We start from the raw sequence: 23,210 nt of genomic DNA on the forward strand, positions 1-23,210 counted from the left end.
GTTAAGTGAAGTACTCAGTTGGGGTGCAAAGATTCAATTTATTACAGGTGATAGTTGGTATTCATCGACTGGAAATCTAAAAACCATAAGAAAATATAGTATTCGATTTATGTTTGGTATCGACTGTAACCGTAAGGTTTCCCCAGAAAAAGGACAATGGTTTCAACTGCGTTTATTGCCGAATTTCCATCAGGGTCAAGTGGTCTGGCTCAAGGATTTTGAATCCGTCAATGCGTAAGTCCTATAAATATAGAAAAACATTTATTTATATTTAAAGCGTTTCTGAGTTGAGCAAAAAAAAAAGCCCACTTTCGTGGGCTTTAAAATACTTAATTTTTAACGACCATTACGTCCGCGACCACGTGGTGCTTTCGTATTTGGACGAGTAGTACCATTGGTTTTACGCTTTGGTTTCTCACTATCATCCATTTGCCAAATACGCTTTGTACCTGACTTTTTCACAGAACCATCTTTGTTCTTACGAACCATAGGCTTACCACCTGTACCACCCGGTTTTTTCACATAAGAGCGAGAACGGTAAGGTTCTTCCGCAGGAATATTTTGAAAGTCAGGATATAAAAGTGGTTCGATTTCTTTAGTTTCGCCTGGTTGTAAACCCATTTGAACCAAATCAATTGCACCAATTTTAGTACGGATTAAACGTAAAGTAGGAAAACCTACAGCAGCAGTCATGCGACGTACTTGACGGTTACGGCCTTCACAAATTGAAATTTCGACCCAAGAAGTCGGCACAGACGCACGGAAACGTACAGGAGGATCACGCTCCCATAACCACTCAGGTTGTTCAACTTTAGATGCTTTAGCAGGTAAAGTCATACCATCTTTTAATTCTACACCTTTACGCAACTGCTCAAGGGCTTCCTCAGTGACATCACCATCGACCTGAACCAAATATGTTTTAAATTTTTTATTGGCAGGGTTGGTGATGTATTGGTTCAAACCACCATGGTCGGTTAAAAATACCAAGCCTTCAGAGTCCATATCCAAACGACCAGCCAAGCGCAAAGTAGAGTCGCTGACAAAGTCAGACATCGTCATATGTGCTTCATCTTTACGGAACTGGGAGAGGACGTCATAGGGCTTATTCAGGATGACGATTTTCATAGTCAATAACTTCTGTAATTACATAAAATAAGAAATATCAAGATTTATTTAATAGAGAAATGTAGTTATTTCTCGTATAAATCTTAAAAACAGCGGAATTCGATTAAGCTATTATGCGATAAGAAGAGTGGAAAGTATTGTCTATCGGCAATTATTTTTTTAATTTGCTAATTATAATAAAAGGGAGCACCTGCAAAATGGGTTATCAGAAGATCATCGTTCCTGCGGATGGTAGTAAAATTACCGTAAACGCAGATTTATCATTAAATGTTCCAAATCAACCGATTATTCCTTTTATTGAAGGCGATGGTATTGGTGTCGACATTACACCAGCCATGAAAACTGTAGTAGATGCTGCAGTACAAAAAGCATATGGTGGTAAACGCTCGATTGAGTGGATGGAAGTCTATTGTGGTGAAAAAGCCAATAAAATTTATGGCTCTTATATGCCAGAAGAAACTTTTGATGCGCTACGCGAGTTTGTGGTTTCAATTAAAGGCCCTTTAACTACACCCGTGGGTGGGGGCATTCGTTCTTTAAACGTGGCGCTACGCCAAGAATTAGATTTGTACGTCTGTGTACGTCCTGTACGTTGGTTTGAAGGGGTACCATCACCTGTTCAGCATCCTGAACTGACGGATATGGTTATTTTCCGTGAGAACTCAGAAGATATTTATGCCGGAATCGAGTGGAAAGCCGACTCTCCTGAAGCGAAGAAAGTGATTAAGTTTCTCAAAGAAGAAATGGGCGTGACTAAAATCCGATTTGAAGATAACTGTGGTATTGGGATTAAGCCCGTATCGAAAGAGGGAACGCAGCGTCTTGTGCGTAAAGCGATTCAATTTGCGATTGATAATGATAAGCCGAGTGTGACCTTGGTTCATAAAGGCAACATCATGAAATATACCGAAGGAGCGTTTAAAGAGTGGGGCTATGAACTTGCGATGGACCGTTTCGGTGGTGAGCTCATTGATGGCGGGCCATGGGTAAAAATTAAAAATCCAAAAAATGGTAAAGACATCATCATTAAAGATGTGATTGCCGATGCATTCTTGCAGCAGATTTTAATGCGTCCTGCGGACTATTCAGTGATTGCGACTTTAAATCTGAATGGTGACTATATTTCTGATGCACTGGCTGCAGAAGTTGGAGGGATTGGTATTGCGCCGGGTGCGAATATTGGCGGGGCGATTTCTGTTTATGAAGCCACGCACGGAACAGCGCCAAAATATGCCGGTCAAGATAAAGTCAACCCAGGCTCCATTATTCTTTCTGCTGAAATGATGCTACGAGATATGGGCTGGGTAGAGGCGGCAGATTTGATCATTAAGGGGATTTCAGGGGCAATTGAGGCGAAAACAGTCACTTATGATTTTGAGCGATTAATGCCGAATGCAACCTTATTGCGTTGTTCAGAGTTTGGTGAGGCTATTATTGGGAATATGGAATAAGCTTTAAGCTGAATTGGTAGAAACCCGCACATGCTGCGGGTTTTCTTTTGTTGTATTGAAAAATAGCTTTGGAAATATGTTTGCAATGTAAAACTAGGTTAAAGGGTTCTTACTTTCAGTGAGTATAGGTAAGGTCCAATAAAAAGAAGAGTTGATTTTTAATCATAATTTATATATGTAATTACAATGAAGTACTTTGATACAGCTTATAGCTTGGGTTTTTAGCTGAGTGATGTATGGTGGTCTTTGTCGAATGTTACGGCAGATGATAAAGGAGTAGTCTCGTGGCTAATCAACAAAATCAACAGCAGAACAATCAGCAGCAACGTCAACAACAACAGAATCAACCGCAAGAACAACCAGATCAGCAACAACAACCCAAACCAAATCAAGGTCAGCAAAAACAGCCGAATCAAAACCAACCGAACCCAGATCAGCAACAACGCTAGGCGTATTGCTATTTCATGAACGAATGTTAAAGGTATTTCAAGGAAGAATCGATCAAAGGGAGTTGAACCAAAGGAGGACCCTATGTCAAATAATGTTGTGAAAACATTAAAACAGAAGATCAAAGCACGTTTAAAAAAGATCTCTAAGCATCAGTCTAAGCTGAAAGCCTTGGAGAAAAAACTGAAGAAGCGTAAGTAGTTTTACGTGGTTTATTTGAAGCAAAGCCCTCATTTTATATGAGGGCTTTGCCGTTACATATATAGGATATCTTTCAATATATGAGGCATTTAGTATGAAAAGGTAACTTTATCTTATTTTAATATCTAAAAATTACCGGAGTAGTTGAATCATGCCTCGTTTAGTTCTGAGTGGAGCTATTTTAAGTATAAGTCTGCTGATGAGTGGATGTCAGCCACCGGCTTCGGGTGAAGCAGCAGGTTTGAGTTATCCATATTTATATTGGCAGTTATATAAAACGCCTTTAGAGAAAAACTTAAATGTGCCTGTACAAAGTGTAAGCCATAAGCAGATACAAGATACTTGGGGGGCAGCACGTGGTCAGGGACGAAAACATCAAGGTATTGATATCTTCGCTAAACGTGGAACACCTGTCTTAAGCGCTACATCAGGCATTGTCTTGGATGTCGGCCTCAATAGTCTAGGTGGACAAGTAGTATGGGTAATGGGCCCAAACTTAAGCCGTCACTACTATGCACATTTAGATGCTTATGCGCCTAATATTCAAACGGGTGATTGGGTTGAAGTGGGAGAAGTATTGGGCTATGTTGGGAACACGGGCAATGCCAAGAATACGCCACCACATTTGCACTATGGAATTTATAGGACTGGAAAAGGAGCTGTGAATCCTTATCCATATTTAACTTTAAATGCATTGAAATAACCAAGCTTTAGTCTATAGCTATAAAAGATTGAATCCATTCTTTTTTTTGCTCATAGATGGTTCATCAATTTTTCTTCTTACACTTACATCGTTCATTTGTAATATTTAGATGCGAGTAAAAAGATCACTACTCATTGAGCAAATGACCCTCTAGAAGGGTAACTTACTAACGCAAGTAGTTTATTTTTGACTATCTTTTATATGAATTATAAGGACTCTTTTTTAGTTGTTGAATTGGATCTGGATGTCGTACGGGTAAAGTAAAATAGTTGTAGTGTTCCTAAACCGAGGACACCCGCAGCAAGTATAAACTGAAAGTGATATGACCAACTCAAATGCTGCAAGGTACTAAAACTTAAGCCACCAACCAGCTGTACCGTTGCAAAGCTGAGTGTCGCCATACTCCACAGTTTTTTATAGGCCAAGCCGTAGAGTTGTAAGATGGTGTAGGAGGTGAGAAAGACCACCGCAGGGTTCAGTAGGCCTGTGAGGAATGAGGACATGAGCGTAAATACAGGTGAAAAACTCAGAACCGCAATAAAAACTGCCGCAATATAGACACTGTATAAAATCTTTAAAGCCAGAAAGTTGCCAAATTTACGCGCTAAAGCATAAGCTGTCGCTGCACCCAAAGCGCTGCCTAAGCCATATAAAATCCAGTTAAAATTGATCCAATATAAATTTAGCGTTAATACATGGCTTAAATAATCAATCCAAAACAAAGAATGGGGAATATAGGCAAAGGCGCTGCAGGCATAAACAATGAGTAAACTATAGTAAATTTTATTCACTGTATGAGTCTGGGGCTGGCTTGTAGGGATACTGTGTAGTTGCTTTTGGAAAGGGCGAACCAGTATCCATAATAAGCACGTAATGACAAATGCAAAGCCACAGAGAATGAACCATGCGCTACTGATTGAAATACGGTCTAAATACGACATAAACAGCGTGGCTGCCAATACGCCAATTCCTATTCCGCTAAATCCAATTAGATTAATTTTAAAACGGTGCTGTAACTCACTGCACTGTGCCACAATACTGGGCGATAGAATCATCAGTAAACCACCGCCGATACCTGAAATGATGCGCCACACCAAATACCAAACTTCATTAAGATACGCAAATGCACAGGCAAACAGGCTGATTGAACCAAAGAGCGCAGCAAAAATGATATAGATCGGCATTTTTGCATTTTGTGGCAACTTCATCGCCCAGAACGCGCCGATCAGATAACCTAGCAGATTGGCACTACCGAGTAGGCTGGCGAAATTGTGTGACCATTCATAGGCTTCGCGAGTGGACGGCAGTAGAGCGGTATAAGAAAAACGTAAAATGCCAATTCCCAAGCACATACTCAGGCAGAGAAAGAGACTCAGTTGTACGGTGCTTGAGAACGTCCTGTTCATCATAATTTGACTATTTGTTTAAAAAATACACTTGAACTATAAGATGAAATTTACAATAAAACAATCGGGTGATGTCCGCCTTTAGTCGAGCGGAGTAAAGGCGCAGTCAATTTAATCAGTATCTTTGAGTTGATTGATATCCACCGCATCACCAATGGTATAAAAATGTCCGCCTGCAACATGATGGATACTTTTCCATTCATCTGCGGCTTCATGGTAGTACCAATGTCCATCTCTAAAAACCCGATCATCAGCATAAGCGGCAATGACTTTGCCAATAAATAAGTCATGCTGTTGCTGATTATGTGGTTCAGGAATGAGTTCACACAGAATCCAAGCGCTACAGCCTTCAACCACTGGAATTGGGCTGTGACCAAACTGAAAAAGTTCGACCCCACACTGAGGTAACTTTTCAGGGGCATCATATTGACTGATCATGCCCAGTGCGTAGACCATTTTTAGTTGTTTAAATGTGGGTACTTGCAGCGCAAACAAACCCGATTTTTCAATAATACTGCGGGTTTTTGTCGATTTATCGAGTACGACCGTCACTTTGGCTGGGCTAAACTCTAGGGCGCATGCCCAAGCTGCAGTCATGACATCGGTGCTTTCATCATCTTGACTGGAAACCAGCACGGTTGGGCCGTGGTTGAGTAGCCGATATGCTTTTTCTAAAGGGACGGGTAGAATGTGAGGATTAAGCAAAGATTGATTCATATAAAAGAACACCTTAACAGCCGTTTAAATGCTTTATACCACATTCTAAAACTGCCAATTTAGTCTAAATTTGTACATTCAGCGTGGAATATGGCGCAAAACAGTAAGCCCGTTTAAATTTTGATTTATAATTATGACAGCATCATTTAGGGAAACAGTATGAATATCCCTTTAATCGTCAATGTCATCATTTTTATTGCATTGCTTTTTTTACTGGGCCAAACCCGTAAAAGCGATTGGAGTTTAGCGAAGAAAGTACTGGCAGGTCTCTGTCTCGGTATTGTTTTTGGTCTCGCTTTACATGGGTTTTATGGTACGAATTCGCCTCTACTGCAAGAGTCGGTACAGTGGTTTAATTTGGTCGGTAAAGGCTATGTCAAACTACTACAAATGGTGGTGATGCCTTTGGTATTTGTTTCCATTTTAGGTGCTGTGATTAAGCTGCACGATGCGGGTTCATTGGGTAAAATTAGTTTTATCAGTATTGGGACTTTGTTATTTACCACAGCGATTGCTGCATTTGTCGGTGTGGTGGTGACCAATCTGTTCGGCTTAACTGCGGCAGGTTTAGTGCAAGGGACACAAGAAACTGAACGTTTAAATACAATTCAAACTGACTATGTCGGGCAAGTGGCTGACTTGCAAGTGCCTGATTTATTTCTGTCATTTATTCCGAGCAATCCTTTTGCCGAGCTGACAGGGGCACATCCAACCTCCATTATTAGTGTAGTCATTTTTGCAGTGTTTTTAGGCATTGCAGGCTTGAACCTCATGAAAGCGGATGCTGAGAAAGGGCAAAAGCTGTTGTCTGCAATAGATATCTTGCAAGCGTGGGTCATGAAGTTGGTGCGTCTAATTATGATGCTCACGCCTTATGGTGTGTTCGCACTCATGACCAATATTGTGGCCAACTCTAAAATGGCGGACATCTTAAACTTAGGTGGCTTCTTGGTTGCGTCTTATATCGGTTTGGCGATTATGTTTATCGTGCAAGCCGTGATTTTGGTGCTCACAGGCGTGAACCCAATTCAGTTCTTTAAAAAGGTTTGGCCTGTGCTGACCTTTGCGTTTACCAGCCGTTCAAGTGCTGCCAGTATTCCTTTAAATATTGAAGCGCAAACACGACGTCTGGGCGTACCTGAATCGATTGCCAGCTTTTCAGCATCATTTGGTACGACCATTGGGCAAAATGGCTGTGCGGGGCTGTATCCTGCGATGTTGGCTGTTATGGTTGCACCGACAGTGGGTATTAATCCGCTCGATCCAATTTGGATTTTGACTTTAGTTTGTGTCGTGACCTTGAGCTCGATTGGGGTGGCGGGTGTAGGTGGTGGAGCAACATTTGCAGCACTGATTGTCCTGCCGATGCTGGGCTTGCCTGTGACTTTGGTTGCACTGCTTATTTCAATTGAGCCTTTAATTGATATGGGGCGTACGGCTTTGAATGTGAATGGTTCTATGACAGCAGGTGTCGTGACCAGTCAAGTCTTAGGTCAAACGGATAAGCGTATTTTTGAGCAAGACAATGTGGACTTAAAAGAAGTCTGAGCTGAGAAATATATAGCTTATGAACTGAAAAGAAGCCTATCTTCATGATTAGGCTTCTTTTTATTGGGCGTGTATCCATAAATGACTAAAAACTGTATCTACTTTTTTACTCAGTTTTTTGCAAAATAAAGCTTCAATTTAGGAGAAAAACGATGAAAATGTATCAAGTCGATGCCTTTACAACTGAATTATTCAAAGGTAATCCTGCCGCTGTGATTGTGCGTGATGAATGGTTAGCAGTAGATTTGATGCAGAATATTGCCTTGGAAAATAATTTGGCAGAAACGGCTTTTGTGAAAGTGGTTGATGCTGAAAACTATGAAATTCGTTGGTTCACCCCTCAGGTTGAAGTGGACTTTTGTGGGCACGCGACTTTAGCTAGTAGTTTCGTCCTATTTCGTGACTATACCGATGCTAAACGTATCCAGTTTCATGTAAAAGACTTGGGTATTTTTATCATTGATCAAGATTCTGATGGCAAGATTCATATGAATTTTCCAATTCGTGCACCGCAAAAGTTAGAAGACTATCCTACGGAAATTCATGAATTGGTCGATTGTGAAATTAAAGAAGTCTATTTAAACCCACAGGCTTATATTTTAGTGTGTGAGTCCGAGCAGGCTGTTAAGGATGCCAAACCGAACTTAGATAAAATTCGTCAACTGGCAGAAAAACATAAAGTCAGTACTGCGATTACTGCTGAAAACTTGGATGTTACCCTGACTTCAACGTCTCAAGACTATGATTATATCGCGCGTTATTTCGCACCGCATAAAGGCATCAATGAAGACCCTGTGACAGGCTCCATGCATACAGGTCTTGCACCACTGTGGGCGGAGAAGTTGGGTAAAGCCTCATTGATTGCCTATCAGGCATCGAGCCGTGGTGGATTACTGTACTGTGATATTCAGTCTGAAACACGGATCCAAATTTCTGGCTATGCCAAGTTATATATGACGGCTGAACTTTACTTAGATTAAGTTGTAATTCTTTTAAATTAAAACTACTGGTGAAAAATAAGCATTGATTAAAATGCTATTTTTCACCAAATTACTATAAAAATAATTTCACTTTCCTCTATGATGTTGAGAATCATTCATATTTTGTCGAATTATTTGGAAAAATAATGTTAATGCGTTTTAAAACATTGAGTTTATCGGTATTGCTACTTGGCTTTGGGGGCACAGTATGGGCACAACCCGTATTGGTAAAATCGGAACAGAAAATTGAAGAATATAAATTAGATAACGGTTTACGTATTATTCTTGCGCCAAACGATAAAGAAAATAAAGTGTATATGAATATGGTCTATTTGACCGGTTCATTGAACGATCCCAAAGGTAAAGGCGGTTTGGCACACCTACTGGAACATTTAGCGTTTAAGGGGACTAAAAATGTGCCAGGGGACGAGTTTCAGCGCCGTTTAGATCAATACGGTTTAATGAATAATGCCAGCACGGACTATTATTCAACCAAATATATTAATGTAGTTCGTCCTGAACAAAATGCGATTAATGAGCTGATTAATCTTGAAGCTGAGCGTATGGACGGCTTGGTGCTCCAAGAAAAATATGTACCGTCTGAAATCGCGATTGTAAAACGCGAGCGTGAAGTCCGTATGGATCAGCCATTTTCGGTACTCATGGATCAGATGTGGAAGTCTGCTTATGGCAATCAATATTTAGGGCGTTTACCGATTGGTGATTTAAATGAGTTACAGTCAATCAAAATGGCTGAACTGAATAAGTTTTATCGTGACTGGTATGCACCGAATAATGCGGTGTTTGTCATTTCGGGCAAGTTTGACCAAGCTGCTGTACTGAAGCAGATAGATGAAAAGTTTAGTGCGATTAAAGCGCGTGCTGTGCCTGCGAAAGTCAAAGTACCTGTCTTAGATGCCAGTAAGATTAAAGATCGCCAGTTTGTGGTGAAAAAAGGCAGTAACTTAGCCAAATATAATATTTACCTGAATGGTAAAAACGAGAACATTAAGACTGCTCTGGCGGTGTCACCGTATTTATACACCATGCAACCCAGTGGACATTTGTACCAAAGCATTGTAGAAACGGGAACGGCGACAGCTGTTCAGTCAACCACATGGTTAGACCAAGATTTCAATATGGTGTTTATGGGCGCAGTTTATGCACCCAACCATGATGTGAAAAAAGTTGAGTCGGCTTTGGTTGCTGGGGTAGAAAAAACACCAAGCTTCAACGAGGTTGAGCTCAACCGTGTGAAGAGCATGATTAAAAATGCACAAGAAAGCATGTTTAGTAGTGCAACGGCAGTTGGTGGTATGCTCAGTGACTACGTGGTTTCTGCCAATGGTGATTGGACACAATACTTTAAAGATCAGCAACAGTTACAACAGCTCAGTGTTACGGATGTGAACCAACGCTTAGATGACTTTTTAGTACCCGAACATCGTATTTCAGGCACTATTTTACCGACCCCAGAAGATCAGAAAAAAGCACTTGAACAAGCGGCAGGAGCGACCCCAGCAAAAACTTTAGATCAGCAAGCTGTGGCTGAAGAGCCATTGAAAGATGCAAGTGTGTATAAAGCGGAAGTTGCTGAGTATGTAAAAAGTTCAAAGCAATATTTAGAAAGTGCTGAAAAACAAATTCAGCGTGGCAAGTTGAAAAATGGCATGCAATATGCGCTGTACCCAAGTATTACGCGTGACGATAAGACTTATGCCACCATTTCGATTGACTTTGGTACGGCAGAAAGTTTGTTTAATAAGGCCGAGCTATTAGACCTGACTTCTTATTTACTGCTCAGAGCGTCAACTCAATATAGTTTGCAAGACATTGCTGATCATTCTATTGATGCGGGCGGTGGTGCAAGTGCAGCAAGTAATGGTAACGGCATCAATATTTCAATCGTGGCGAAGAAAGAAAAGTTTGATGAGTTTTTTAACTTTGTTGTAGATGTCCTTAAAAATCCAACTTTTGAACAAAGCCAGTTTGATTTAATTAAGTCACAAAGCTTAGCAAGTCTAGATCGACCGTATACTGAGCCTGAAACTGTAGCAGCTTTAACCATTGCGCGTTTACTTGAAACTTATCCAATTGGGGATATTCGCCATCACTTCGAGCCTGAATATGCCAAGAAGCAGTATCAGGCTGCAACACAAGCACAGGTTAAACAACTGTATCAGCAATTTTTTGCGATGAATCATGCACAAATTTCGGTAACGGGTGTGATTGATACGAAAAAGATGAAAAAGACTTTAAATCAGGCTTTTGCAAACTGGAATTCGGCAGCGCCTTATCAGCGGATTACTTCTGACTTTACTGCATATAAAGCGCAGCGTGTACATGCACTGTCAGAGCAGCGTGAGTTTGGTAGCTATCAGAGCATTATGACGTTCCCTGTGGGTACATCCCACCCAGATGCACCTGCTTTACAGGTACTCGAGCACATTTTAGGTGAGTCGCAGTTATCTTCTCGTTTGGCACAAGAGTTACGTGAAAAAAATGCCTTGGTCTATGGTTTCGGCAGCAGCATTTCGTTGGATGACTGGACGGAGTCAGGAGCGCTAACGATTGATGCAAACTATAGCGCGGGCAAATCGGCTCAAGTGTCTCAAGCCGTGTATAAAGTGTTGAATGAGTTACTGGCAAAAGGCGTTACTGAACAAGAAGTGGAAGCTGCCAAGGCTGATATTTTGAAAAAGCGTGTGACTGCACTTGAAGATAGTCGCAATATCCATCGCATGTTGATTCCTCAAATGAAGCGTAATCGTACTTTACTGGATCGCGAACAGCGTGATTTAGCATTGGCAAAAATTAGTAAAGCCGATGTTGATGCGGTGATTCAGAAGTATATTAAGCTGGATCAGTTGGTTGAAGTGATGGCTGACCAATATGGCAAAGCGCAACCAGCGCTGAAAAATTAAAGATTTCAGTTTTCATTTAAAAAGAACCCCTCAAAATTGAGGGGTTCTTTGTATCATAGGTTTTATAAAATAGTTTTCTTATTTTTTTTAATTAAAGCCGATAAAATTGTTTGGCATTGTGATGGAATACGCGTTTTAAAGCATCAGGGGCATAGGCTGCGACGACATCGCTAAAGGCATCGATAATATTCACCAACGATGTACTGACTGAATCCATCGGAAAGTTAGAGGCAAACATCACCCGATAGGTTCCAAAACAGGCGAGGGCATGTGTAATCATGGGATGTGCAAGGTCAAAGACTTCTTGTTTGGAAGCCAGTCGACCTTCTTTATGAAAGCGATGTCCTAATACCGGCATGAAGAGTACCGACATTTTGGTATAGACGTTTGGACAGCTTGCAAGCTCAGCTAAGTCGTCTTTCCAACGGAAGAAAATATTTTCCCGTGCCGTCTGTGTCATGCCTGTATTTGCGCCAATTGGGCCAAATAAACCCGCGGGTGTACCCAAATGGTCTAGCACAATGGAAGTTTCAGGGAACTGCTTGGCCAGATAAATCACATCTTCAAGCTGTGTTGAATAAACCCAAGCATCAAAACTCAAGTTGTATTGGGACAGTACTTCGAAGCCTTTGAGAAATTTTTTATTGCGATATAAGTGTGGCTCATCTGTCCATGCATGGATTGCTTTGCTTTATGGTGTAATTTTAGGATCTTTTTAAAGTTACGATCACGTGGGTCAGCTGTTGCGACGATGCCACCCAATTTGACCGTATCTACCCCAAAAGCTAAAGACTCGATAAACTGAGTTTCCTCAACCACACCTTTGCCTTTGCTGTGATGCCAACTGGCTTCGACATGTACCACTTGTTCGACTGTGTATGGGCCAGTATCGAGTTTATAGTCTTGGGGCAAATACGGACGTGTAATATGACGGGTTAGACCGATGGTTTCAATCAGATCTTTAGGTTTCACCAAACGAACCATTTTGTCCAAAAGCTTAGGATGCTTGCCCAATAATTTAACTGCCAAAGCCGCTGCATGTGGCGTGTTATAGGGATCCCACTGATGGATGTGTGGATCGATGAGTGCAAAGTCCAAATGCTGCATGTTCTTCCCTAAGTCATATTCCTTAGCGATTACCATACTGTAAATTGAGGTGTTGCAACATTGTATTTCGTTTCAAATATGACGAAATGAAAAAAGCCTGCACGAAACAGGCTTTGATTGATCAGTGATCGTGTTTGTGGTCGTGCTTGTTGGCATGAAATTCTTCGTTATGACGGAAACGAAGGTAGTTTTCAAACTGTTCACAATATTCGTCATAGTTGTCTTCAAGCATCATTTGAAACTGCTGCAAAATATAAGACATCACTTGTTCTTTGGCATCACGCATTTCATCGCCATCTTTAAAGTTGTTGGCTGCCACCCACGTGTTAAAACGGGCTGTACCAAACAACATCGCAGCACTCACTTGGCCACGTATTTCAGCAGGTTTCACTTGTGAACCTTTTTCAGTGCGACAAAAATCGTTTGCTTGCTTAATAAATTCATCTGCACGTTCAAAAAAAGCAGCATTCAACGCTTCTTCTTCGGTTACATCTGTTGCTTCAATCTTCTGAACCATGAACTTGTCCTAAAATACATAAATAACTCAGACTGCATTATAGGCAAAGCCTTGCAGAAACTAAACCTTTGCCTTAATCTAAAAATAGCCTAAGCAATAAAATAGAGAATATCCATGCAAGATGCGATTGCGGTACAAAGTTTAAAAAGTGATATTGCCTTATTGCGTCAAAATATTTGGCCGCCACAAAATTTAGCGAATGTCGAAGGCTTACCGATCTATTACGGGAAGAAAGCAGAGGTCGAGGACTACTACCGTCAGTGGACGGGTTTGATTGAGCGGGCGCAAGACTTGTTTCAACCCTTTATGGAAGATGAGGTGTTGGATGCAATTCATTTGCCCAGCCATTTGAACTTACCGCTGTTTTATTTTCACGTCGATCGGATTCGGATTAATAAAACCCGTGCCAAAGAGTCTAAAAGTTTTCGTGGTATTGCGAGCTTAATCGAAAAATGTGGACAATTTGAACCAGAACAGGTACAGGCTATGCGCGCTTGGTTGGACAGCGATGATAATGCCGCCTTGGTTGCTCATCGTGAGTTTATTGACCTCAGAACCTATGTGTTTCAGCATGGACAGAGTGAATATACCCGTACCCGATTTTATGTAAATGGTATCGTGTTAAGTACCGAAGCACACTTTGAGTTGGTCGATGCGCGAGACAAACCACGTAAACAGCGTAGCGATAGTTATAATGATCCACTCGCAGATAACAACACGTGGAAAGTATACGGCAAGTATCGTTAACTTAGGTGCTGGCAGAATTCACTTATAAAAGAGCCTTTCACTGCTGATGTGTGTTCTGATTTAAACGTCTATTTCAACTTTTTGGTTTGACTGAACTGCATCACCTGTTGTTCAACTAATTTCAGCATTCTATTTTTTTCCGCGGCGATCCAGCCTGCAGCAAAACCATAGGCAGCATTCGGTTCTGTAGCTTGTTGAAATAAGGCGTCTGCAACCACCAAATCGTTATAGTGTCCCAAGCTTTCTTGCACTGCTTTGAGTTTTTTTAAATAGGTTTTTAACGCTTTTGCATCGAGTAAAGACGCCACAAACTCAATGCTATAACGCAGTTGTTTGACTTGCTTACGAACGCGGTGTTTTTCCTCATCTTCAAGCTGGCTAAAGTGCTCGGCATGTGCGCATATGTTATGGTGTAAAGCATGTATCACTTTGAGTGCATGCTTTTTCAGTTTGGCTTTTGAAGGCGAATCTAGTTTTTGCTCTGTAAATAAAATCAATTCAAGCCAAAGTTGCGTCGTTTCGGGTCGTTGAAATAGGGCGGAGATATCAGTGATGACTTCTGTACTTGGCGCAAGATGATCTAATGGATAACCTGCCTCAATCAGTTGAGGGAGTAAGTCTTCGTTCAGCGCATCGATATCACGTGTTCCACCTAAGGCTTGAAAAATAGTGGTGAGTTCCGCTTTCCAGTGTGGTTGAATGGCGTCCGACCATGCAGCAAAACTTTTCAGTGCGGTACGTAAGCGGCGGATTGCCACTCGGGCTTGGTGTGTATGCTCACTGGAGTACTGCTGTCGAGCAATTGAACTGGCATTGGGAAGTAAATGCTGTAGGCAATTGGCTATTATGCTTTGTAGAGCCTCAACTTCGCTTAAGCTTCTGTTCAGTACAAGAGGTGTTTGATACTGTGCAGGAAAGTAACTTTGCTGACGAACGGCCTGAAGTCCATAGTCTGACTTGCTATGTGTGTCGAGACTTAGTTGGTATTTTTGAATCCAAGGTTGTATAAATGCGATCAAATCTTCTATTGATCCTTGTTTTAATTCAAATTCGATTTCGAAAATATCCACACTGCTTTGTTCTTTAAAAATTTTGCCAATATCGATAGCAATTTCAACTGTACTACTTCCAATATTTTGCAAAACGCGTAAACGTTGGATCTTGGTTTCAAAGAGCAATTCAAGGGGTGGAAGTGGAAGCCCCAAAGCGCGTTTTAATTTTTTGTAGATAGCGGAATAATCTTTTTTATAGTTATCTAAGTCGAGTGTAGTCGTCTCAGGTGGCTCTATATCAAATTCAAGTTCAAAGCGACTCAATGCTTTTGCGGTATTCACTGCTTTGAAGGTTTGTTTAAATTCACCATTTTCCTGACGACGTCGAATCGCGATGCAATGCTTAGCAAGTGTTTGATCCGCTGTATCAAAGTATTGGGCTGCTAAATGAATCGGCTCAGCCTTGAGCAGTGTAAAAGCTTTTTGTAATGCCTTACGCTTCTTAACTGGAACTTGAAACTTAAACTCAATCTCTTGCATAGCCCTGACTCATGACAACCTACGTTTTACTATATGCTAAATTGAATAAAAAAAAGACAAATTTTAAATGTGTATAAGCTAAAAGCGCAGAAATAGTGACCTAGATTTCACTTTTAAAATGAAGATAGTGGTTAGAAATATGCAGAGTTAATAAGTACAGATGGTTACATCGAAGTGATAATAAATTTACATTGAGTAGGCATGTATAGGCTTACTTTTTAAGAATAAAAATGAATATGAAGCCTGTATTGTTTTGATAATAGGCCGTTTTGTCACAGATAAATTAGTGGTTTGGAGATACCAATCACGATCTTCTATCGCAGTTTTGCGGCTTGTCAGGCTTTGTGGGGGATGATAGCAGTCATGTATTTAACACGACTGCTTATGCTATACAGAGCGTTATTTTAAGAATTTTCGGCTAACTAAGAACTGTTTTGTCGCTTCTAAAAGTTTATCGGCATAGACTTCAAGTTTTGCTGTAAGCCAGCCCAAAACAAACCAATCACTGGCTTCTAACTCTGTTTGTTGAATGTACGCAGCAGAAGTCGCTAAGATTTGATATTCATGTGCGGCTTGTTGTGCATCGTTTAACGCTTTACTGTATTTCTGCAAATTTTTCACATCATAAATTGACGTTAAAATAGGAAAGCTAAACTTCAGTTCCTTAATTTTCTGCGCCACAACATCTAAACTTTCAAAGTGGCTAATATCGGCAGCATTTAAGCTTTCTTGTAGCTGTCGATATTGGTTTTGTAGGGTGTTGTGTGCATAGGTTTTTAAATCTTGCTTTTGCACTTGATCATGTGAGCTTAAACTAAAGGTCAATAATTCAAGATAATGATGTACGTTCTGCGTCGATTTAACTAAATTTCCAAGCTTTTCTTGAGCATATAAAATGTCTTTGGCAAGATTTTCAGTGGTAGTTGGATTCTGAAGAAAAGCGCCTAGGGTTCTTTGCATATGCTGCAAATGTTGTAAATGATCAAACTGATGCTTAAATGCGGCAATTTGCATTGCCCATTTATCAGAAATATTGCTATTCCAGTCCTTAAACAAAGCCAAGGTTAGTTGTAAGTGCTCTAAAGCGGTTTGTGCTTGATCAATATGGCTTTGCTCAGCAACACCTGCTGAAATTGCAGCAATATTCGGCAGTAAATTCTGCATTTGCTGACCAATCAGTAAACTCAGGTTATGTGCTGCACTTTCTTTTTTCGATAAGACGAACTCTTTTTCAAAACGTGCTGGACTTACGGTTTGCTCAAGTGCCAGTAGATTACCCATTTCGGCTTTGCTGCGGACATCTAACCACAGTTGATACTTCTTCACCCATTCAAAACTAAAGGCCAAAAGCGACTGAACAGAGCCGGATTTGAGTTCAAACTCTACCTCATGGATGGTCTGTTCTCGACCAGATGCACGAACTACACCATCATCTAAACAGACTTCAATTTCAGCATCTTCAAACTCAATGACGCGATAGGTACGTTGGATGTCCGTTTCAAAGGTGAGCTTTAACGCAGCTGCATCTGAGCCTAAAGCTTGGGTTAAAATCTGTTGAGCCTCTGGAATAGCTTTATAAATGCTTAAGTCCAGTTCAGGAGATGATTCTAACTCACCCAAATTGTGATTATGTTCAAAACGATGTAAATGACTTTTACCTGCGGCTTTGAGTGTTTGAATCCAGCAAGTACCTTCAAGACGCTGACGCAAAGCAGCGCCGTGTTGGGCCAAGAGGCGATCAGTCGTGTCAAAATACTTGGCTTGAAGTTGAATCGTTTCAGATTTTTTAGGATCTAAAGCTTTAAGAAGGGCGGTACGTCGTGCTTCGCTAATCTGAAATTTTAATTCAATTTCAACCATGAAAAATTCCTAATTTGAGGGGCTAGGTCAGTGCCAAGCCTTTATGTATTTAGATGCATGATCTGTAGTTTGTTTTTATGTGCGCTAAAGGCACACCAATCGACCACTGGATTGTAGCGAAAAAGAGACAGTATGTAAGACTTGACGACACAATAAAACAAAGTTGCAGCATGAGATTGATCAAAAACAATTCTGTTTTTAGTAGACACGCGCCCAGAGGCGATTGCACTTTGCAGATTGCAAATTTTCAGCTATGTTGGTAAAAAACCATCAGGATGATGACAGATGAATGCTCAGGTTGAACCGAAACAGGAACACGACGCTGAACCTAATTTTCAATTGCCGATTAAGGACTATCACCAGTTTTATCGTTTTTATCTAACAGAACACCGCAACATCATGAGTCGTCGGCTACATGTCGCGGGCAGTTCGATTGGGCTGTACTTTTTCTCTAAAGCCATACTTAAACGCAAGCCGCGTTATTTTATATACGGCTTAGTCTCTGGCTATGCCTGTGCGTGGGTAGGTCATTTTGTTTTTGAAAAAAATAAGCCGGCCAGTTTTAAACAGCCTTTGTATAGTTTTATTTCTGACTGGCGCATGTTTTGCGATGTTTTAAGTGGAAATTTAAGCTTACAAGATCGTGCCTTGGATAAAATTCCAAGTTAGTGAAGCACTTTGTGACTTCCTCATGAAAGTTTTATGAAAAGCTTGAAATTAACAGTTGCAAAGTATGAGTTAATGTTCTAATAATGAGGTCGTTGATTATATTTTCATCAAATAATATATAAGTGCTTTGAACTTTAAAGTGCTTTTAGTTTTCCAAGCCTAGAGCGACCTTCTCTAGGCTTTTTTTATGTGGATTTTAAATAAAATAGGACTTACGCACTATCATTTATAGATTCTCTGTGGTAGCAGATGATTTTTATCGAGAATAAAGTCATCAATGAAGTCTTTGATGATTGGTCTAAATAATTTCTTCTGCCAACGATATACATTTTCAAAGATCCCCTCAAACTGGTTCTTTTGTATCTCGACGTAGGCCATCAAGGCTGAAAAAATATGATTCAAAATCAGTTTAGATCGTCTTACTTGAAACTTTTCAATATGACAAACCTGTTTAATCACTCGGTGATATTGTTCTATTTTCCAATGACTTGAATGTAATTCATGAAAACCCTCAAAGGACAATAAATCATCTTCATCTTGATGCACAATATAAAACCTCTGCTGTTCTTTTAACTGAGTCTTAAATAATTGTACAAAGCCAAAATCTTTGAGCCAGACCACTTGACCCTGATGGAAATCTGGCAATAAACGCAGTTGAAACCATTGTCCTTTTTCTGGGGAAACCTTACGGTTACAGTCGATACCAAACATAAATCGAATACCATATTTTCTTATGGTTTTTAGATTTCCAGTCGATGAATACCAACTATCACCTGTAATAAATTGAATCTTTGCACCCCAACTGAGTACTTCACTTAACATATCCATAAAGTAATCATTCTTGGTTTTACTTTCAGATTTGTCATAAATTCGGAAATTAATTGGAATATTTTGACCATTTTGATCTGTCGCATACAAGGTAATGAGATTAATACCCTTGACGGATCGGTGGTGTTTGCCTGACCAAAAATAGCTAACTAAGTCCATATGTTGACTATATGGTTTATCTAAAACAGTATCATCAATACTGACTATAAGTTTATTATTATCAATATGTTGAATTGCTTCTTGATATAGGTCGTGAGGTGTGTAGTCTTCACGCTCTAGAAAGCGATTTACACTATCATGCGAGATATTATAAGTCTCGGCAAGTTGTGTGCAGCTAATAGAGTTCGGTTCTGTCATGAGAAAGCCCATATAAATGGGTAGAGTACAAGTTGCTGTAGAAGCATTTTTAATTCGTCTGATCACAGATACTTTATAAAGTATTTTAATACTTTTTTGAATCCGTCAATGCGTAAGTCCTATAAAATATGCGGCTTTTTAGCTTTTATGATGTTGTTCAAACACCACTGGTTTAAAAAGCTAAAAAGCCGTATCAGATCGCTGAGTGTCTCTTATTCTTGTTATAAAGTTGTTGTTTTTATTTTATTCTTGTTGCTTTCTGTATCCATTAAACTGCGAAAGCGGTGGGGCGACTATCACTGAAAATAGGTATTTTTATATAGCTTGGGCTTGGTCGCGGGATTTTTGTGCAAAGCAATGCATTTTCAGTTCCAATTCATTAAAGCATCAGTCGCCTTTAGCTTTATAATAGAATGAGATAACCCAAAGGTAGAGTTAAATGCGTGGTTTATATTTAATTACAAATGATGATCCTTTAGAGCTACTTTTGGCTAAATTAGAAGGTGCAATGGCAACACGTGAAGTTGCCATTTTGCAGTATCGCCGTAAAAAAGTACCCAAAGAAGAACAGGCTTACGAAGTCGAGTATATGAAAGCGATGTGCGCTGAGTATTGTGTTCCTTTTGTGATCAACGATGACTTAGAAATGGCCGTTAAATATGGCGTTGGTGTGCATTTAGGGCAAGGTGATGGCGAAGTTGCCGAAGCGGTTGCACGCTTGCCAAAAGATGTTGTAATTGGTCGTACGTGTTTGAACTCGATTCAGCTGGCTGAAAAGGCGATTGCTGAAGGTGCAACATACGTTGCTTTTGGTGCAATTTACGCAACTGAGACCAAGCCAGAAGCAGGCAATATCGGTTTGGAGACGTTAAAGGAAGCCAAAGCCCAATTGAATGTGCCGATTTGTGCTATTGGTGGCTTAACAGTTGAAAATTCAGGTGAAGTGATCGATGCTGGTGCCGACCTTTGTGCGGTGATTAGTGATATATTAGGGCTATCAATGTCTGCGATTCCTGATCGTATAGAACAGTGGGCTGATTTATTTGCATCTAAAGCTTAAGAGTTTTTAGATGTTTTTTTATTTTTTGAGTTGAGTAACTTCATGAGCTTATCTCCAAAGCAAGAACAATTGTTTAAACAAGCAAGCAAACATATTCCGGGTGGTGTGAACTCACCTGTACGTGCATTTAATAGCGTAGGTGGAACGCCTATCTTTATTGAAAAGGCGCAAGGTGCATACTTGTACGATGTGGATGGTAAGCGCTATGTAGACTATGTGGGCTCATGGGGACCAATGATTTTAGGTCATGCTCATCCTGAAATTATTAAAGCCGTTCAAAATGCTGCAGTGGATGGTTTAAGCTTCGGTGCACCTACCGTGCATGAAACGACTTTAGCCGACATTATTTGTGAAATTATGCCGTCAATTGAGCTGGTTCGTATGACCAACTCAGGCACTGAAGCAACCATGACCGCCATTCGTCTTGCACGTGGTTATACAGGTCGCGACAAGATTGTAAAATTTGAAGGCTGTTACCACGGTCATTCAGACTCACTGCTAGTAAAAGCAGGTTCAGGTTTGTTAACCAGCGGCGAAGGTGAAGCAACTTCGGCAGGTGTTCCTGCCGACTTTGCTAAACACACGCTTACTCTTCCATATAACGATATTGCTACTTTAAAAGAGTGCTTTGCTAAGTTTGGTTCAGAGATTGCAGGGGTGATTGTGGAGCCTGTGGCAGGGAATATGAACCTAGTCAAACCAATCGAAGGCTTCTTACAAGCGATTCGTGATGTATGTGATGAACATGGTGCTGTTTTTATCATTGATGAAGTGATGACTGGTTTCCGTGTTGGATTGGGTGGTGCGCAAGCTCACTATGGTGTGACTCCTGATTTAACCACATTGGGTAAAATTATTGGTGCAGGCTTACCCGTTGGTGCTTTTGGTGGGAAACGAGAAGTGATGGAGTGTATTGCTCCACTGGGTAAAGTTTACCAAGCTGGAACACTGTCGGGGAATCCACTTGCAATGCGTGCAGGGATTGAGATGTTTAAACACCTGCGCCAAGATGGTTTTTATGAAAAATTGACAGCGCAGCTAGAAAAACTGCTTGTGGGTTTACAAGCTGCAGCTGATGAAGCGGGTATTGCTTTTAAAACACAACAAGTGGGCGGTATGTTTGGTTTGTACTTTACCGATCAAGAAGACATTACCAGCTTCGACTCGATGCTGAAGTGTGATATCGATGCATTCCGTAAGTTCTTTCATGGCATGTTATACCGTGGTGTAAACCTTGCACCATCTGCATTTGAGGCTGGCTTTATTTCAGCTGCTCATTCTGATGAAGATATTGAATTTACCCTGCAAGCAGCGAAAGAAGTTTTTGCAAGTATGAAGTAAGTATTTGTCCTTGCTAAAAAAGCCCATCTCATTTGATGGGTTTTTTTATATGATGGGTGTTTTGAATAAAAAATACTATATCTCAAATACTTTGTGTTAATTTTAGGAGTACATGAAAAAAATGAATAATTAAATAAGATGACTTATGATTTTAGATTTTCTTAGAAAGCCTATTCAGCTAAAACATTTTTTGATCTTTATACTATTGTCACCAATGATTATCGTCATTTTGAGCGTTATTGTTAGTGTATTAAAACCAAGTGATGTACCGAGCTTAAAAGAAAAACCTTATGAGTGCGGAAGTTTTGGCGATCAGAAAATGCGTATAGATCGACGATATTTATTTTTGCAAGAGTTGAATATCAATATGTCAGTTACTGGGAGAAAGGCTATAGAGAGTTGCATAATACCAAAGATTGTAATGATCAAATCGGTAACGCCACATTTCTTGTGAAATCGCCAGAAATGCATCCTTCAGAAGGTTTTAGGCTTTTCTCAAATCAACACAGTGACATCGCCTTTACTTTAACACAACGTAGTATTTGGAAGGATGAGTGGGGCGACGACAAAACGTTTTTTGATTATACGCCTCTATTGAAAAATTATTTAAGTGAACGAATGGGTGCTCGAAAAGATATGAGTATAAGTGAGATTAACTTAGAGAAGAATTTGGCTCTAGACCAGCAGATTTGCACTTAGTTTTACCTAATGAGTTCTCACAACTCTGTTGCTAGCTCATTAGGCTCCCTCATCCAACGCCATTCTGTTTCTTTAAGATGATAATCAAAATACTCTTTTGATATACAGTTGAACTTTGCTAGCCTTCTTTTACAAAAGCTTCATAATGCTTCTATTCCATTTATATGACATTGTCCTCTGGCAAATTCATTCGCTCCATGATTTACTCTAAAATGCTTTGAGTAACCAACATCTACCAAACCATTGTATCCACGCCAACCATCACTATAAATTACACTTTCAAGTGCAACTTTACCTAAGATAACTTGTTGTAATGTAGTCTTTTTACAATCAGGGACTATTTCTGTATAAACTCGAACATTCCTTTCAAATATTCCAAATACAGGTTGTTTTAAAGTACCTCGACCTCGCTTCAACTTCCCATGAAAACCACGTTGTCTTTTTGCTCCAAAATAGCTCTCATCAACTTCAATAGAACCTACAAACTTTGCTCTTAAATCTGTTTGATAATCGTAGATTGCTTCTCTAAAAAGCATGTACCAATAGTTGATGGTATTACGGTTCAAGTTAAGCAATAAGGCTGTTTTAGAAGCAGGAATATCAATGCAAAAGCACTGAATAATTTTTTTAATCTTATAGTTACTTAATTTGCTGTTTTCTATCATTATTCTAGACTAAAATATCTATTCTGCTAGTCTAGAGCCTTACTGGCAAGAAGAAAACGTTAAAGGCATTAGTGGGGTCATTGCATGTGATTCATATCCTGATGGCACTACGGCGTGTGAATTAAATAGTCATGTATCAAATTATGGTTTTAACACGCCAATTACAAGATGGATTTAGAGATCGCTAAATTGAAACGATCTCTATCAATCACACAAATTAGAAACGGTCAGCCTGTGGCTTTCTCTAGTCTCAATATTTAAGGTGTGGGTAAAGGTAAAGTCAGGTTGATTGGGCTACTCAACCCAAAGTCAAAAGAAGAATTAGA

The 23,210-nt window shown here is 40.1% G+C and carries 18 protein-coding genes and 3 pseudogenes; 12 read left to right on the forward strand and 9 right to left on the reverse strand.

The features are described from left to right. Nucleotides 1-220, forward strand: a pseudogene (locus ACG9ZB_RS09560) (IS701 family transposase); the annotation flags it as partial. Between the two features lie 116 nt (nucleotides 221-336). Here the strand turns inward: ACG9ZB_RS09560 and ACG9ZB_RS09565 are convergent. Next, on the reverse strand, nucleotides 337-1,125 hold the full coding sequence (locus tag ACG9ZB_RS09565) for a pseudouridine synthase (RefSeq protein ID WP_419325499.1): 789 nt from the start codon (nucleotides 1,123-1,125) through the stop codon (nucleotides 337-339). Nucleotides 1,126-1,322: 197 nt separating this feature from the next. On the opposite strand from ACG9ZB_RS09565, the gene icd reads away from it, so the two are divergent. The 3 genes from icd (at nucleotide 1,323) to ACG9ZB_RS09580 (ending at nucleotide 3,927) form a co-directional block, all read left to right on the forward strand. Next, nucleotides 1,323-2,576, forward strand: coding sequence for an NADP-dependent isocitrate dehydrogenase (gene icd / locus ACG9ZB_RS09570; RefSeq protein WP_419325501.1), 1,254 nt, complete (start codon nucleotides 1,323-1,325; stop codon nucleotides 2,574-2,576). A 284-nt stretch (nucleotides 2,577-2,860) separates the two neighbouring features. Then, complete coding sequence (locus ACG9ZB_RS09575; RefSeq protein ID WP_419325502.1) at nucleotides 2,861-3,025, forward strand: hypothetical protein; 165 nt, start codon at nucleotides 2,861-2,863, stop codon at nucleotides 3,023-3,025. Nucleotides 3,026-3,375: 350 nt separating this feature from the next. Next, the gene (locus tag ACG9ZB_RS09580; protein ID WP_419325504.1) at nucleotides 3,376-3,927 is read left to right on the forward strand and encodes a M23 family metallopeptidase; all 552 of its coding nucleotides are present in this window, start codon (nucleotides 3,376-3,378) and stop codon (nucleotides 3,925-3,927) included. 206 nt (nucleotides 3,928-4,133) lie between these two features. Here the strand turns inward: ACG9ZB_RS09580 and ACG9ZB_RS09585 are convergent, their stop codons facing one another. Further along, nucleotides 4,134-5,336: a YbfB/YjiJ family MFS transporter gene (locus ACG9ZB_RS09585; RefSeq protein WP_419325505.1), complete on the reverse strand. Its 1,203-nt coding sequence runs from the start codon at nucleotides 5,334-5,336 to the stop codon at nucleotides 4,134-4,136. Nucleotides 5,337-5,444: 108 nt separating this feature from the next. Then, entirely contained in the window at nucleotides 5,445-6,050 is a 606-nt protein-coding gene (locus tag ACG9ZB_RS09590) for a flavin reductase family protein (RefSeq protein WP_419325507.1), read from the reverse strand. Nucleotides 6,051-6,209: 159 nt separating this feature from the next. On the opposite strand from ACG9ZB_RS09590, the gene ACG9ZB_RS09595 reads away from it, so the two are divergent. The 3 genes from ACG9ZB_RS09595 (at nucleotide 6,210) to ACG9ZB_RS09605 (ending at nucleotide 11,502) form a co-directional block, all read left to right on the forward strand. After that, nucleotides 6,210-7,598 (forward strand): L-cystine transporter, encoded by a 1,389-nt coding sequence (locus ACG9ZB_RS09595; RefSeq protein WP_419325509.1) that lies wholly within the window; start codon nucleotides 6,210-6,212, stop codon nucleotides 7,596-7,598. A 152-nt stretch (nucleotides 7,599-7,750) separates the two neighbouring features. Beyond that, nucleotides 7,751-8,578 (forward strand): PhzF family phenazine biosynthesis protein, encoded by an 828-nt coding sequence (locus tag ACG9ZB_RS09600; protein WP_419325510.1) that lies wholly within the window; start codon nucleotides 7,751-7,753, stop codon nucleotides 8,576-8,578. Between the two features lie 146 nt (nucleotides 8,579-8,724). Continuing rightward, nucleotides 8,725-11,502, forward strand: a complete 2,778-nt coding sequence (locus ACG9ZB_RS09605; protein ID WP_419325512.1) for a M16 family metallopeptidase — start codon at nucleotides 8,725-8,727, stop codon at nucleotides 11,500-11,502. A 91-nt stretch (nucleotides 11,503-11,593) separates the two neighbouring features. On the opposite strand, the pseudogene ACG9ZB_RS09610 reads toward ACG9ZB_RS09605, so the two are convergent. Beyond that, nucleotides 11,594-12,609 (reverse strand): annotated as a pseudogene (locus ACG9ZB_RS09610) (amidohydrolase family protein). A 121-nt stretch (nucleotides 12,610-12,730) separates the two neighbouring features. Then, nucleotides 12,731-13,126 (reverse strand): DUF3144 domain-containing protein, encoded by a 396-nt coding sequence (locus ACG9ZB_RS09615; protein WP_004696747.1) that lies wholly within the window; start codon nucleotides 13,124-13,126, stop codon nucleotides 12,731-12,733. Between the two features lie 114 nt (nucleotides 13,127-13,240). Here ACG9ZB_RS09615 and ACG9ZB_RS09620 point away from each other — a divergent pair, with 114 nt between their 5' ends. Next, a complete protein-coding gene (locus ACG9ZB_RS09620; RefSeq protein ID WP_419325514.1) occupies nucleotides 13,241-13,873 on the forward strand; it encodes a hypothetical protein in 633 nt (210 codons plus the stop codon). 68 nt (nucleotides 13,874-13,941) lie between these two features. Here ACG9ZB_RS09620 and ACG9ZB_RS09625 read toward each other — a convergent pair whose 3' ends face one another. Beyond that, on the reverse strand, nucleotides 13,942-15,405 hold the full coding sequence (locus tag ACG9ZB_RS09625) for a CHAD domain-containing protein (protein ID WP_419325515.1): 1,464 nt from the start codon (nucleotides 15,403-15,405) through the stop codon (nucleotides 13,942-13,944). 399 nt (nucleotides 15,406-15,804) lie between these two features. Further along, nucleotides 15,805-17,265, reverse strand: a complete 1,461-nt coding sequence (locus tag ACG9ZB_RS09630) for a CYTH domain-containing protein (protein WP_419325516.1) — start codon at nucleotides 17,263-17,265, stop codon at nucleotides 15,805-15,807. A 285-nt stretch (nucleotides 17,266-17,550) separates the two neighbouring features. On the opposite strand from ACG9ZB_RS09630, the gene ACG9ZB_RS09635 reads away from it, so the two are divergent. Continuing rightward, nucleotides 17,551-17,934: an Mpo1-like protein gene (locus tag ACG9ZB_RS09635; RefSeq protein ID WP_419325518.1), complete on the forward strand. Its 384-nt coding sequence runs from the start codon at nucleotides 17,551-17,553 to the stop codon at nucleotides 17,932-17,934. Nucleotides 17,935-18,156: 222 nt separating this feature from the next. Here ACG9ZB_RS09635 and ACG9ZB_RS09640 read toward each other — a convergent pair whose 3' ends face one another. Next, entirely contained in the window at nucleotides 18,157-19,185 is a 1,029-nt protein-coding gene (locus ACG9ZB_RS09640) for an IS701-like element ISAba11 family transposase (RefSeq protein ID WP_200223593.1), read from the reverse strand. A gap of 373 nt (nucleotides 19,186-19,558) precedes the next feature. On the opposite strand from ACG9ZB_RS09640, the gene thiE reads away from it, so the two are divergent. The 3 genes from thiE to ACG9ZB_RS09655 all read left to right on the forward strand — a co-directional run bounded on the left by thiE (nucleotide 19,559) and on the right by ACG9ZB_RS09655 (nucleotide 22,219). Beyond that, entirely contained in the window at nucleotides 19,559-20,179 is a 621-nt protein-coding gene (thiE, locus tag ACG9ZB_RS09645) for a thiamine phosphate synthase (RefSeq protein WP_419325519.1), read from the forward strand. 42 nt (nucleotides 20,180-20,221) lie between these two features. After that, the gene (gene hemL, locus ACG9ZB_RS09650) at nucleotides 20,222-21,520 is read left to right on the forward strand and encodes a glutamate-1-semialdehyde 2,1-aminomutase (protein ID WP_419325520.1); all 1,299 of its coding nucleotides are present in this window, start codon (nucleotides 20,222-20,224) and stop codon (nucleotides 21,518-21,520) included. A gap of 294 nt (nucleotides 21,521-21,814) precedes the next feature. Further along, a complete protein-coding gene (locus tag ACG9ZB_RS09655; RefSeq protein WP_419325521.1) occupies nucleotides 21,815-22,219 on the forward strand; it encodes a hypothetical protein in 405 nt (134 codons plus the stop codon). 17 nt (nucleotides 22,220-22,236) lie between these two features. Here the strand turns inward: ACG9ZB_RS09655 and ACG9ZB_RS09660 are convergent. Continuing rightward, nucleotides 22,237-22,884 (reverse strand): annotated as a pseudogene (locus tag ACG9ZB_RS09660) (IS1595 family transposase). Between the last annotated feature and the right edge of the window lie 326 nt (nucleotides 22,885-23,210).

This window comes from Acinetobacter johnsonii, from assembly GCF_048551975.1.
Lineage (GTDB): Bacteria > Pseudomonadota > Gammaproteobacteria > Pseudomonadales > Moraxellaceae > Acinetobacter > Acinetobacter johnsonii_A.

Coding starts and splice junctions, on each gene's coding strand:
- ACG9ZB_RS09630 (WP_419325516.1), bottom strand. CDS start 17,265: ATGGTTGAAATTGAATTAAAATTTCAGATTAGCGAAGCACGACGTACC.
- ACG9ZB_RS09585 (WP_419325505.1), bottom strand. CDS start 5,336: ATGATGAACAGGACGTTCTCAAGCACCGTACAACTGAGTCTCTTTCTC.
- ACG9ZB_RS09635 (WP_419325518.1), top strand. CDS start 17,551: ATGAATGCTCAGGTTGAACCGAAACAGGAACACGACGCTGAACCTAAT.
- ACG9ZB_RS09580 (WP_419325504.1), top strand. CDS start 3,376: ATGCCTCGTTTAGTTCTGAGTGGAGCTATTTTAAGTATAAGTCTGCTG.
- thiE (WP_419325519.1), top strand. CDS start 19,559: ATGCGTGGTTTATATTTAATTACAAATGATGATCCTTTAGAGCTACTT.
- ACG9ZB_RS09590 (WP_419325507.1), bottom strand. CDS start 6,050: ATGAATCAATCTTTGCTTAATCCTCACATTCTACCCGTCCCTTTAGAA.
- ACG9ZB_RS09600 (WP_419325510.1), top strand. CDS start 7,751: ATGAAAATGTATCAAGTCGATGCCTTTACAACTGAATTATTCAAAGGT.
- ACG9ZB_RS09625 (WP_419325515.1), bottom strand. CDS start 15,405: ATGCAAGAGATTGAGTTTAAGTTTCAAGTTCCAGTTAAGAAGCGTAAG.
- hemL (WP_419325520.1), top strand. CDS start 20,222: ATGAGCTTATCTCCAAAGCAAGAACAATTGTTTAAACAAGCAAGCAAA.
- ACG9ZB_RS09620 (WP_419325514.1), top strand. CDS start 13,241: ATGCAAGATGCGATTGCGGTACAAAGTTTAAAAAGTGATATTGCCTTA.
- ACG9ZB_RS09605 (WP_419325512.1), top strand. CDS start 8,725: ATGTTAATGCGTTTTAAAACATTGAGTTTATCGGTATTGCTACTTGGC.
- ACG9ZB_RS09595 (WP_419325509.1), top strand. CDS start 6,210: ATGAATATCCCTTTAATCGTCAATGTCATCATTTTTATTGCATTGCTT.
- ACG9ZB_RS09615 (WP_004696747.1), bottom strand. CDS start 13,126: ATGGTTCAGAAGATTGAAGCAACAGATGTAACCGAAGAAGAAGCGTTG.
- icd (WP_419325501.1), top strand. CDS start 1,323: ATGGGTTATCAGAAGATCATCGTTCCTGCGGATGGTAGTAAAATTACC.
- ACG9ZB_RS09565 (WP_419325499.1), bottom strand. CDS start 1,125: ATGAAAATCGTCATCCTGAATAAGCCCTATGACGTCCTCTCCCAGTTC.